The organism is Mycobacterium sp. PSTR-4-N (genome assembly GCF_022348085.1).
Taxonomy (GTDB): Bacteria; Actinomycetota; Actinomycetes; order Mycobacteriales; family Mycobacteriaceae; genus Mycobacterium.
The window spans coordinates 449,547-460,840 of sequence record NZ_JAKRFN010000001.1; the positions used below are offsets into that span (position 1 = coordinate 449,547).

Sequence of the window (11,294 nt, forward strand, 5' to 3'; positions counted from 1 at the left end):
CGTCCTACCCCTTGATTCCGGTACTGGCGACCGACTGCACGAAATACCGCTGCGCGACGACGAACACCAGCAGCATCGGCAACAGGCTCATCACGTTGGCCGCCATCAACAGCGGCCATTGCACGTGATGTGCCCCCTGGAAGTAACTGAGCCCCAACGGGATCGTCATCTGGTCCTGGCTGGTGATGACGATCAGCGGCCACAGGAAATCGTTCCACGACGTCAGCACGGTCAATGCGGCCAGCGTCGACATCGCCGGCATCGACAGCGGCAGCACGATCTTGAACAACACACCCAACCGCGACGTGCCGTCGACGCGGGCCGCCTCCTCGAGTTCGACCGGCACGGTCTGGAAGAACTGGCGCAGGAAGAAGATCCCGAACGCGGTCGCGAGGTTCGGCAGCATCAGCGCGCCGATGTGGTCGATGCCCAGGCCTTCCCACACGTTGTCGCCGAACCACTTGACGATCAGGAACACCGGGATCATCGTCACCTGGAACGGCACCATCAGGGTCGCCATCAACGTCACGAACAGCGCTCCGCGGCCGAGGAACCGGATGCGGGCGAACGCGTACCCCGCGAGGCTGCACACCACGAGGTTGCTGATCAGAACCACCGCGGTCACCGTGAGGCTGTTGAGGAAGAAGTGCCCGAACGGGGCCTGCGCCCACGCCTCGGTGTAGTTCGCGAACCGCGGACTGGCCGGAAACAGCACCGGCGGAAAGTGGTTGGCCTCCCCCTCGGTCTCCAGTGAGGTGATGAGCATCCACAGCAGCGGCACGATGAGCAGGAAGCTCAACGGGATCAGCACCAGGTGCCACGGGCTGAACGGCAGCCGCCTGCGGGTCGGAGTCGTGGTCACGGCCGTCATGGGTGGTGCGCGAATCTGCGAGACAGCCGAAACTGCACGGCCGTGACGATCAGGATGACGACGAACAGCGCGTAGGCCATCGCCGCGGCATAGCCGGCGTCGAAGTGCACGAACGCCTGGTCCCACAGGTAGTAGACGATCACCGTGGTCGCCCGCAGCGGGCCGCCGCGGGTGGTGGCGTACACCTCGTCGAACAACTGCAGTGCGTTGATGGTCAGCCACACCAGCAGGAAGAGATTCGCCGGGCCCAGCAGCGGCACCGTGATGGTGCGGAACCGGGTGAACGCGCTCGCCCCGTCGATGGCGGCCGCCTCGTGCAGCTCAGCTGGGACACCCTGCAGCGCAGCCAGATACACGATCACCGAGAAGCCCGTCCAACCCCAGATCGTCATCGCGACGATCACGTAGATCGCCTGCGACGGCGAGGCCAGGAATGGCTGCGACGGCACCCCGACCGCGTTGAGCGCGGCGTTGACCAACCCGTAGTCCCGGTCGGTGAGCCAGAGGAAGATGATGCCCTGGCTGATCGTCGACACCGCCATCGTGATGTAGGCCGCCGTCCGGTACACCGAGATGAACCGCACCGTGCGGTTCATCGCCGCGGCGACGAGCAGCCCGACGATCATCGTGCCGGGGACGAACAACGCCGTGTAGATGATGGTGTGTTTGATCGCGTCGAGGAACACCGGGTCGTCGGCCATCTTGCGGTAGTTGTCGAAGCCCACCCAGGGTGTCTCCGGCGTCAACAGATCCGAGCGCTGGAACGACAGCTGCAGGGACATCAGCACCGGTAGCAGACCGAAGACCCCGATCAGCACCATCGCCGGCGTGACGAGCGCCCACCCGGTCAGCCCGTCGGTGCCCCGCGGCCGCCACCGGCGCCGTGGCCGGGTGGGTGGCGGCGCGGGCGGTGCCGCCACCCCGGCATCGGAACCGGCGTCCGTGGTCACCATCGAGCTACTTCTCGGCCAGCTTCGCGTCCGCGGCCTGCGCGGCCGCATTCAGGGCATCGGCGGGCTGCTGCTTACCGAGCATGACGGCGACGATCGCCTGCCCCAGCGCGTCGGAGACGTCGGGGTACTGCTCGACGGTGGGCCGGACCTTCTTCACGTTGTTCAGATTCTCCACGAACGCGGCTGTGCCCGGGACGTTCTGGTTCAGTTTGTCGAGCACCTCTTGGTCCTTGCCGACCGACTGCCGGATCGGCAGGTCACCGGTGCCCAGCGAGAACGCCTTGACCTGTTCGGGCGCCGACAGCCACTTCACGAAGTCGACAGCGGCCTGCTTCTTCTTGTCGCCGTTGTCGAACACCACCCAGTTGTCCGGGCCCGCGATGGTCTGGTGACCACCGTTCGATCCCGCGAAGGTCGGCATCACCTGCACGTCGTAGTCGATGTCGGTGAGCTGGCTGAGATCCCACGGGCCGGTGACGAGCATCGCGACCTTGCCGCTGTTCATCAACTTGGGGCCGTTCTCGTTGGTGGTGTCCAGATACAGGGACTTGTCCTGGACGGCCATCTGCTGCAGCACGGTGAGCGCCTTGACGCCGGCCTCGGAGTTGAACACGGCCTTCTCGTTGTCCGGCGACAGGATGTCGCCGCCGGCCTCCCACAGCATCGGGATGTAGTGCCAGACGGTGTCCTCGCTGCCGTCGGCAGGGATCAGCCAGCCGTACTGGCCCTTGCTGGGATCGGTGAGTTTGGCTGCGGCGGCGCGGAAGTCGTCCCACGTCCAGTCGGGGCTGGGCGGCGCGACACCCGCGTCGGCGAACAGCTTCTTGTTGTAGACGATCGCGAGGTTGTCCACCAACGCCGGCACGCCGACCACCTTCTCGCCGACCGTGGCGGCTTCGCGCTCGGCGGGATAGAAGTCGTCCCACTGCCAGTCCGGCTTCTTCACCTCGTCGGCCATGTCGACCACCTGAGGGATCTGGGCGATGTTGGGCGACCACGAGCCGAACATGTACGCCACATCGGGTGCGCTACCGCCGCGGACCGCGGTCAGCACCTTCTGCAGCACCAGATCGTTGCTCGAGTACAACTGGTTGACCTTCACATCGGGATGATCCTTGTTGTACTGCGCGATCAGGTTTTTGAACACCTCGCCCTCTGTGTCCTGGTAGCCGTGCCACACCGCGATCTCGGTGGGGCCCGACGACGACGAACCCCCGCCCCCGCACCCGGCGAGGACGAGCGCGATGACGGCGAGCAGTGCGATGCAGAGGCGGCGTCTGATCACGGTGGACACTCCTTAGTGGTGGGTTCGCAACGGTTCGGGCAGAAGATCTGCGTGGGCGGCGGTCAGTTCGTCGCACAGCTCGGCGATCTTGTCGACGCTCAGCGACGCGGCGGTGTTCGGGTCGACCATCGCCGCGGCACGCACGAGCCCGGGGTCGCCCTCGACGGCGGCACGCACCGTCAGCTCGACCGGACCGAGGAAGTTCCGGTTCAGCGCGGCACACTGGGCCGGCAAGTCGCCCACAGCCATCGGATGCGCACCGAGGGAATCGAGCAGTGTCGGAACCTCGACGGCCAACCCGTCGGGCAAATTGGTGATCAGGCCGGCGTTGACGACGTTGGCCGAGATGACGCGCGGTGTGCCGGTTTCCAGCGAGTGGATGACCTGCGGGGCGTACTCGGTGGACCCGGTGTCGATCGGCAGCGCGTCGGTGTCGGCCAATTCGGCGCGCAGGCGGCGGTATTCGGCGAGGTTGGCCTCGCTGATCCCGACGTACTCGCCGATGTTGAGCCGCAACCGCTCGACCTCGCCGGGGTTGTGCAGGTACCACGGCACGTATTCACTGCTGTGCTCGCTGGTTTCGGTCGGGTAGTACCCCAGCCGGCGGTACATGTCGACCCGCACGCGGCGCTGCAGTTCCGGATCGGCGGCGATGCGCTCATCGAGCAGCGGGTAGAGATTCTGGCCACCGCGCTCCCAGCGCAGCACCCACGCCTGGTGGTTGACGCCGGCCGACCAGTAGGACACCTCGTCGTAGGGCACGTCGATGACCTCGCAGAGGCCGACCATCGTCCAGTACACCGAATGGCACAGGCCGAGCACCTTCAGCGTCGGCGCGACCCGGTGCAGATAGGTGACGTTCATCGCCATCGGGTTGGTGTAGTTGAGCAGCCAGGCGTCCGGGCACATCTCGGCCATGTCGGCGGCGATGCCGGCCAGCACCGGGAACGTCCGCAGTCCGCGGAAGATGCCGCCGACGCCGATGGTGTCCGCGATCGTCTGGTTCAGGCCGTAGCGGGCGGGGATCTCGAAGTCGCGCACCGTCGCCTCGTGTCCGCCGACCGCGATCGTGTTGATCACGTAGTCGGCGCCGTCGAGGGCGCGGCGCCGGTCGGTGGTGGACACCACCTCGGGGCTCGCGCCGGCCGCCCGGGCGGTGGCCCGGGTGATGGCCTCGGCGGTCTCCAACCGTTCGTCGTCGATGTCGTGCAGCACCACGCGCACCGAGCCGAGTTCGGGGAACGACAGGATGTCGCCCAGGAGCTCACGGGTGAACTCGACGCTGCCGGCACCAATGATGGTGATCGTCGGTTTCATCGGCGCGGCGCCTTGTCGACGGACGGATCGCGCAGGGCTGCGGCCGGCTCCTCGCCGCGCTTTTCGTCGGCGTAGACCATGAGCGTCGAACCCACCAGCGCCAGCACGATGCCTATGGCCCCGTAGGGGGTGGGCAGGGTCTGGTAGGCGATCAGCGACACCACGATGGTCAGGGCCGGGGCCAGCGCGTTGGTGGTGGGTGCCACGATGGTGGCCTTGCCGCGGGCCAGCGCCATCACCAGGAACAGCGCGCCGACGGCGTTGAGCACCTGGGTGCCGGCGGTCAACGCCGGTGCCTGCCAGGGGAAGTCGAGGGGCAGCCCGCCCATGGACAGGATCGCGACCGGGATGAGCACGATTCCGGAGATCGCCATCCAGCCGAACGTGGTGGCCTCGTTGACGCCCAGCGTGGCGGTCTTGCGCATGAAGTACGCCTGCACGCCCCAGGCCACGCAGATCAGGATTGCCAGCAGCAGCCAGGGACCCGAGGAGGCGTCCGAGTCGCCGCTGGTGATGCTGAACAGCACGATCGCCGCCAGGGCGCAGATCAGCCCGACGATCGCCAGCCCGCGGATGCGCTCGCGCAGCAACGCCATCGCCATCAGCACGGTGATCGCCGGTGAGATCGACACGATCGGGAAGATCAGATAGGCCGGGCCCATGGTCAGGGCCTGGAAGAGCAACAGCTGACCACCCGCACCGGTCAGCCCGATCAGCAGACCGTAGATCGTGGCTTCTTTACGGCGGTCGAACGTCTCGCCTCTGAGCGCGAACGCGGCAGGGATGATCATGGTCAGCGCCCAGATGATGTAGATCATCTCGTCCGGGTAGCCGTACCAGGTCGCCGGCAGCGCGGAGAATGCGCCCCACACGCCCCAGAACAGGATCAGCAGGGCGGCGTAGAAGATCCAGCTGCGGGTGCCTTTACCAGAGGTGGTTGTGTCGGTCATGGTGTTGTCACCTTCTCGGATGTGGTTGCGGCATCGGCCAGTTGCTTGACCGACGCGGCGCTCAGCGGGTGTCCGCTGTGCTTGGCGGCGTAGAGAGCTGCCCCCACTGCCGGGTCGAGCAGTGGCTGCCGCAGGTCGTAGGCGGCGGGCAGGGCGTGCATGGCGGACGTGAAGCCGTCCAAGAGACCCGTGTCGGAGAACATGCCACCGGAGTAGGACACCGGCACTGTCTCGCCGTCGGTGAAACCGACGAGCGTGCGGGTGGTTTCGACGAGCGTGACGAGTTCGGCGACGGCATCGGCGACGATCTGCGACGCAGCGGTGTCACCCTTCTGCGCGGCCTGACAGACGGTGGTGGCCAACGCGGCGATGGAGCCGCGGCTACCCTTCCACGTGTCGATGACCAGGCTGACGGCGTCGAGGTCACCGGCGATCTCGAGACGCTGCTTGAGTAGGTCGTAGAGCGGACCACGCGGCAGGCGACCGTCGCTCATCCGGCTGAAGGCGTTGAGGCCGCGGGTGGCCACCCAGTAGGCCGAGCCCTCGTCGCCGAACAGCTCGCCCCAGCCGCCGACACGGTAGCCGACGCCCTGGCGCTCGCCGTACGTCATCGATCCGGTACCGCTGATCACATTGATGCCGTCCTCGCCGCCGAGCGAACCGGCCCAGCCGCACACCATGTCGTTGTCGCAGCTGTACCGATCGTGGCCGAGGACCCCGGCGGGTACGGCGTCGAGCGCCGCGATGTCACCGCTGGCCTCGCCGTAACCGGGTAGGCCGAAGAATGCGGCGTCGATACCGGCGGTGTCGATACCGGCCTGCGAGCAGATGTCGGTGATGCCCTGTTGCAGAACACGTTCCACGACGTCGAAGCCGTCGTTGAAATAGTACGAGGTGGGCGCGGTGGCGCGGGCCAGCACGTGGCCGGCGTCGTCGATCAGCGCGAACGCCGTCTTCGAACCGCCGCCGTCGACACCGAGATAGCGCGCCATCACCGGGCTCCGACCATCGGATAGATCGTGACACCGCGCACCACGCGGCTCACTTCCCCGGACGGGAACGGATTGTCCGGCGTCTTGCCGTACTCCAACGACGTGAACAGCGCCAGGTACTGCCCGAAGACCAGATACGGCAGGGCGACCAGTGCATCCGGCAGCTCGGCGAGGCCGGGGAGCACCACCGCCGTGCCGTATTCGTCGGGGAGCGGGACAGCGCTGATCACGCGGACCGCGTCGGCGCCGAGCTGGCTGCGCAACTCGGCGATGATGTCGAGGTCGTAGCGGCGCGTGTAGGGATCGGTGGACACGTAGACCACGGCCAGGGTGTCCGCGTCGAGCACCGATTTGGGGCCGTGCCGGAAGCCCAGCGGCGAGTCGAAGTAGGTGACCACCTCACCGGCGGTCAATTCCAGGAGCTTGAGCGCTGATTCGCGCGCCAACCCCTCCAGTGGTCCGCTGCCCAGGTACACGAAGCGCTGCTTCTTGGTCCGGGCCAGCGCTCGGATGTCGTCCTGCAGGCCGGCAACGTGTTCGGCGGCGCGGGACAGCGCCTCGACCTGGTTCGGGGCAACCGGGCCGAACATCAACAGGCAGGTGAGCAGCATCGAGGTCAGGCTCGACGTCATCGCGAAGCCGGAATCGTTGGTGCGGTCGGGCATGTACACCACCAGCGAGTCCGTGCGGTCGGCGTGGGCGCGGCCCAGCTTGCCGTCGCGATCGCAGGTGAGCACCAGATGCCACACTTGGTCGACCAGCTGATCGGCCAGCGCGGTGGTGGCAAGGCTCTCCGGACTGTTGCCGCTGCGCGCGAACGACACCAGCAGTGTGGGGGTTTCGGGCTCGAGGTGATCGAGCGGGCTGGCGACGATGCTCGTGGTGGCGATCGGCTCCACGCGGTGATGCAGATGGCGGCGCAGCAGCGGCGCGGCGATCTCGCCGGCGAACGCCGAACTCCCGGCGCCGGTGAGGATGATCCTCAGGTCCGGGCGGGCCAGCAGATCCCGCACGAAGGCCTCGGCATGCTCGTCGGACCGGCCGGCGACCTCCCGCCAAGCGTCGGGCTGCTGGCCGATCTCGAGAATGGTTGCGCCGCCGTCTTTCTGGTCGGGCACAGACGTCTGGGTCATTCTGGGCTACCTCCGGTGTTGTCGGCGCGGCACGCGGCGGCGTAGGGCCGCAGCGCATCGCGGACGCGGTCGACCACCAGGGCCGCGGCGTCGTGGTCGAGCAGGCCGGCGCGGATGCGCTCGTACTGCACGGGTAGGAACTGACTGATCAGGGGCAGCGGGATACCGACGCGGTCGAGGTTGGCCAGCAGCGTGCGCCGCGCGGCGTCGACCTCCTCGTCGGCCCAGTAGTAGCGCAGCCGGTCGCTGTAGCTGTAACGCCGGGCGGTGCGCTGCGCGACGGGATCGCCGTCGTAGTAGTCCTGCCAGTACTTCGGCTCCGCGAGCATGCGCCGTTCGATGACCTCGATGAGGTTCGACCGCGACGGCCGGGGCATAAGCTCGGTCTCGATCATCGCCAGCGCGAACAGCGCCTCGCGCATCGCGAACGTCAGCCCCGGCCCGACTTTGAGGACGGCCCAGTGGTCTTCGACGAGTTCGCGCAGCTGTTGGGGCCGTTGGTAATCGGTGGAGTGCGCCTCGAACACCAGGTGGTCCTCGTCGTCGAGGACGCGCCGCAGCTCGGCGGTGGCGGCGTGCTCGTAGTCGATGACCTGGAGATGGTCGAATTCGACGCCGGGCTGCACGACCAGCGCCATCACCCGCGGCCACACGTCGTCGTGACCGACGGCGGCGAACGCGCTGCGGTGCGCGGCCAGCGTGGCACGTGCCGCGTCGGCGGGCGTCGGGGTCAGCCGGTCCAGCGTCTCGTGGGCGCCACCGGGAACAGGCACCTCGGTGCCGATCACGTACACCGGCGCGTCGACACCTGCCTGCTGTGCGGCCTTTTCCGCGACGGCGAGGAGCCGCGCGCTGCGTTCGGCGACCATCTCGTCGGAGAGCACGGCGGGATCGTCGGCGCAGCGCATGCTGCAGTCCAGGTGGATCTTGCGGTAGCCGGCCGCCACGTACGCCGCGATCAGCGTCTCCGCGTTGTCCATCGCGACGGAGGCGTTCTCGCGCTGCCACCGATTCGGGCCGAGGTGATCTCCGCCCAGCACCACGCGGTCGCGGGCGAAGCCCTGCGCGTCGACGATGCCGAACACCAGATCGCGAAAGTCGGCGGGCCGCATACCCGTATAGCCGCCGAACTGGTCGACCTGGTTGGACGTCGCTTCGATGAGCACGAACCCGCCGTCGGCGGCCGCCTGCACGATCGCGGCCTCCAACACGGTGGGATGCGCGGAGCACACCGAGTACACCCCGACCGGCTCCCCACCCTTGTGCCGATCCACCATGGCGGCGAGCCAGTCGGTCCGCCGCAGCATCTGCGTCCCCGTCATCGCGCCTGCACCCCCGTGACCACGCGGCACAGATGCGCCACCGTCTCGGCCACTGCCTCGCGGGCCGGAACCAGATACTTACGCGGATCGGTCAGTGCGGCATCGGATTCCATGACGCTGCGCACCGCGCCGGTGAAGGCGATGTTGAGCGCGGTGCCGACGTTGACCTTGCGGATCCCGGCGTCCACCGCACTGCTCAGGTTCTCGTCGGACACGCCGGAGGAACCGTGCAGCACAAGGGGAATCGACACCGCGGCGGTGATGTCGCGGATCAGCGCCATGTCGAGCTGGGCGTCGCGGGTGGTCATCGCGTGCGAGCTGCCCACGGCCACCGCCAGCGCGTCCACGCCCGTCCGCTCAGCGAAGTCCGCCGCCTCGGCGGGATCGGTGCGGGCGCCGGGCTCGTGGGCGCCGAGCACGCGACCGTCCTTGCCGCCCACCTGACCGAGTTCGGCCTCCACGTACAGACCGGCCGAATGCGCTCGCTCGACGAAAGCGGCTGTCTGACCGACGTTCTCGTCAGCGTCGAGATGTGCCGCATCGATCATCACCGAGGTTACCCCGAGGGCGGGTGCGGCGGTGATCGCCTCGTCGAGCAACGCGGAATCCTGGATGTGGTCGAGATGCAGGGCCAGCGGCGCCGCGGACGCCGCGGCGATCTGCGCGCAGGCGGCGGTGATCGGCGCGAGCGCTCCGCCGTGGAATCGCACGGTGTTCTCGCTGATCTGGATCAGCGCGACCGCACCCGCCCGCTCGACACCGGCCGCGATACCTTCCGCATGCTCGATGGTGATGGCATTGAAAGCCATTACCGCGCAACGCTTTTCGACCGCCGCGGCGAGGAGTTCTGAGCTGGGCGTCAGCGTCACGCGGTGACCACCTTCGCCAGATGTGTGCCGTACATCACTCCAGTGTGGGAAGCTCGCTCATAGCGCGCAATGCCAAGTGGTCAAACGATCAGTAAAACTGAGCGGGAGCTCACGGAGGAGGACGGCGATGTCGATCAAGCGCACCGACCGCATGCGCAAGGTCTTGTCCGTTCTGCGGGATCGCGGCGAGGTCGCGGCGACGGTGCTGTGCAGCGAACTGCGCGTCTCCCCCGCCACGCTGCGTCGTGACCTGGCCGAGCTCGAGGAGCAGGGTCTGCTGGTGCGCACGCACGGGGGCGCCCGCGCCCTCGATCCGAGCGGCAGCGAGATCCCGGTGCGGCTGCGCGACCACCGCATGGTCGCGATCAAACGCCGCATCGCCCAGCACGCCGCCGCCCTCATCCCGCCCGGCCCGCAGGCCGTCGCGCTCACCGGTGGCGTCACCTGCGGCGAGGTGGCCCGCGCGCTCAAGGGTCGTCCGCACATCACCGTCGTCACCAATTCGCTGACCATCGCCGCAGACTGCGCCGTCGACGCCCACATAAAGGTGATCGCGACCGGTGGCCTGGTGCGCGCGAACTCCCTCGAGGCCGTCGGCCCGATGTCCGAGCACGCGTTTCAGGTGATCACCGTCGGCACCGCCGTGCTGGGCGCCGACGGGATGTCCGCCGAGATCGGCGCCACCACCTACGACGAGGCCGAGGCCCGCACCGCGATCGCAATGGCGTCCAACGCCCAGCGCGTCGTCGTCGCGGTGGACGGGTCCAAGATCGGCAACATCACGCTGGCCAAAATGGTCGCGCCGGCCCAGATCCACCACCTCGTCACCGACTCGACCGCCGACCGCGACCAACTCGACCGCATCGCCGCCGCAGGCGTGCGCGTGCACGTGGTCGACGCGGAGTGACGGATCGTTCGCAGGAGCGGCAGACATCCGCGAAGCGAAGAGTCACACTGATCAGATGTCGACCTCCGAGCCGGCGCGGGGTCTACGTCACCGCAAGAAGGTCGCCACGCAGCGAGCCATCCGGCGGGCGGCGATCCACCTGTTCGAACAGCACGGCTTCGCCGACACCACCGTCGAGCAGATCGCCTCGGCGGCCGATGTCTCAGCCCGCACGTTCTACCGCTACTTCCCCACCAAGGAAGCCGTCCTGATCTGCGACCAGGCCGAACCGGTCATGGCCGCGTTCCGCGACGCCCCCGCCGAGCTGTCTCCGGTCGCCGCCTACCGGCACGCCGTCGACGAGTACTTCGCCGGCCTGAGCGAGGACGAGCGGCACGACACCATCGTCGCGCAGCACATGCTCTACTCCCTTCCGGAGGCCCGCGGCGTGCTCTACGCCGAGTACACGCTGCTGATCGAGCTGATGACCGATGCGCTGAAGTATCGACTGGGGTCCTCGGTGGGATGTCCCGAACGACGCGTCATCGCCGGCGCGATCATCGGGGTGTTGATGGCGGTCTCCCACGGCGATCCGCTGCCCGAAGAGGCGCTTGCTGAAGCACTGGACATCCTCGAGTCCACGCTCGCCCCGTGAATCCGTTGCGGGTTACTGGCGGGTAAGGGACCGGCTCGCCGAGACTCAGATTGCGGCGCTT

General features: G+C 67.8%; 11 protein-coding genes. 2 read left to right on the plus strand and 9 right to left on the minus strand.

Going from position 1 to position 11,294, the window contains the following annotated elements:
• Positions 1 to 4: 4 nt before the first annotated feature.
• The 9 genes from MHN84_RS02170 to MHN84_RS02210 are packed head-to-tail and all read right to left on the minus strand — an operon-like array spanning position 5 to position 9,692.
• The gene (locus MHN84_RS02170) at positions 5 to 871 is read right to left on the minus strand and encodes a carbohydrate ABC transporter permease (protein WP_374238294.1); all 867 of its coding nucleotides are present in this window, start codon (positions 869 to 871) and stop codon (positions 5 to 7) included.
• A complete protein-coding gene (locus MHN84_RS02175; protein WP_241202982.1) occupies positions 868 to 1,824 on the minus strand; it encodes a carbohydrate ABC transporter permease in 957 nt (318 codons plus the stop codon). The genes MHN84_RS02170 and MHN84_RS02175 overlap by 4 nt, the downstream gene beginning before the upstream one ends.
• Before the next feature lie 4 nt (positions 1,825 to 1,828).
• The gene (locus MHN84_RS02180; RefSeq protein ID WP_241202983.1) at positions 1,829 to 3,109 is read right to left on the minus strand and encodes an extracellular solute-binding protein; all 1,281 of its coding nucleotides are present in this window, start codon (positions 3,107 to 3,109) and stop codon (positions 1,829 to 1,831) included.
• 12 nt (positions 3,110 to 3,121) lie between these two features.
• Positions 3,122 to 4,426, minus strand: coding sequence for an alpha-glucosidase/alpha-galactosidase (locus MHN84_RS02185; RefSeq protein WP_241202984.1), 1,305 nt, complete (start codon positions 4,424 to 4,426; stop codon positions 3,122 to 3,124).
• Positions 4,423 to 5,376 carry a DMT family transporter gene (locus MHN84_RS02190; RefSeq protein WP_241202985.1) on the minus strand — a complete coding sequence of 318 codons (954 nt, stop codon included), beginning with the start codon at positions 5,374 to 5,376 and terminating at the stop codon, positions 4,423 to 4,425. The genes MHN84_RS02185 and MHN84_RS02190 overlap by 4 nt, the downstream gene beginning before the upstream one ends.
• Positions 5,373 to 6,368 carry an N-acetylglucosamine kinase gene (locus MHN84_RS02195; protein ID WP_241202986.1) on the minus strand — a complete coding sequence of 332 codons (996 nt, stop codon included), beginning with the start codon at positions 6,366 to 6,368 and terminating at the stop codon, positions 5,373 to 5,375. Before MHN84_RS02195 ends, MHN84_RS02190 begins: the two co-directional genes overlap by 4 nt.
• A complete protein-coding gene (locus MHN84_RS02200) occupies positions 6,368 to 7,501 on the minus strand; it encodes an SIS domain-containing protein (RefSeq protein ID WP_241202987.1) in 1,134 nt (377 codons plus the stop codon). The genes MHN84_RS02195 and MHN84_RS02200 overlap by 1 nt, the downstream gene beginning before the upstream one ends.
• The gene (locus MHN84_RS02205) at positions 7,498 to 8,823 is read right to left on the minus strand and encodes a D-tagatose-bisphosphate aldolase, class II, non-catalytic subunit (RefSeq protein WP_241202988.1); all 1,326 of its coding nucleotides are present in this window, start codon (positions 8,821 to 8,823) and stop codon (positions 7,498 to 7,500) included. Before MHN84_RS02205 ends, MHN84_RS02200 begins: the two co-directional genes overlap by 4 nt.
• On the minus strand, positions 8,820 to 9,692 hold the full coding sequence (locus MHN84_RS02210; protein WP_241202989.1) for a class II fructose-bisphosphate aldolase: 873 nt from the start codon (positions 9,690 to 9,692) through the stop codon (positions 8,820 to 8,822). Before MHN84_RS02210 ends, MHN84_RS02205 begins: the two co-directional genes overlap by 4 nt.
• Positions 9,693 to 9,819: 127 nt before the next feature.
• On the opposite strand from MHN84_RS02210, the gene MHN84_RS02215 reads away from it, so the two are divergent.
• Together MHN84_RS02215 and MHN84_RS02220 are read left to right on the plus strand one after the other, a co-directional pair.
• Positions 9,820 to 10,599, plus strand: a complete 780-nt coding sequence (locus MHN84_RS02215) for a DeoR/GlpR family DNA-binding transcription regulator (RefSeq protein ID WP_241202990.1) — start codon at positions 9,820 to 9,822, stop codon at positions 10,597 to 10,599.
• A 55-nt stretch (positions 10,600 to 10,654) separates the two neighbouring features.
• Positions 10,655 to 11,233: a TetR/AcrR family transcriptional regulator gene (locus MHN84_RS02220; RefSeq protein WP_241202991.1), complete on the plus strand. Its 579-nt coding sequence runs from the start codon at positions 10,655 to 10,657 to the stop codon at positions 11,231 to 11,233.
• The last annotated feature ends 61 nt before the right edge of the window (positions 11,234 to 11,294 follow it).

What these genes read in the sequence shown, in the direction of transcription:
- MHN84_RS02170 (WP_374238294.1), bottom strand. Translation starts at nt 871, where the DNA reads ATGACGGCCGTGACCACGACTCCGACCCGCAGGCGGCTGCCGTTCAGC.
- MHN84_RS02175 (WP_241202982.1), bottom strand. Translation starts at nt 1,824, where the DNA reads ATGGTGACCACGGACGCCGGTTCCGATGCCGGGGTGGCGGCACCGCCC.
- MHN84_RS02185 (WP_241202984.1), bottom strand. Translation starts at nt 4,426, where the DNA reads ATGAAACCGACGATCACCATCATTGGTGCCGGCAGCGTCGAGTTCACC.
- MHN84_RS02190 (WP_241202985.1), bottom strand. Translation starts at nt 5,376, where the DNA reads ATGACCGACACAACCACCTCTGGTAAAGGCACCCGCAGCTGGATCTTC.
- MHN84_RS02195 (WP_241202986.1), bottom strand. Translation starts at nt 6,368, where the DNA reads ATGGCGCGCTATCTCGGTGTCGACGGCGGCGGTTCGAAGACGGCGTTC.
- MHN84_RS02200 (WP_241202987.1), bottom strand. Translation starts at nt 7,501, where the DNA reads ATGACCCAGACGTCTGTGCCCGACCAGAAAGACGGCGGCGCAACCATT.
- MHN84_RS02205 (WP_241202988.1), bottom strand. Translation starts at nt 8,823, where the DNA reads ATGACGGGGACGCAGATGCTGCGGCGGACCGACTGGCTCGCCGCCATG.
- MHN84_RS02215 (WP_241202990.1), top strand. Translation starts at nt 9,820, where the DNA reads ATGTCGATCAAGCGCACCGACCGCATGCGCAAGGTCTTGTCCGTTCTG.
- MHN84_RS02220 (WP_241202991.1), top strand. Translation starts at nt 10,655, where the DNA reads ATGTCGACCTCCGAGCCGGCGCGGGGTCTACGTCACCGCAAGAAGGTC.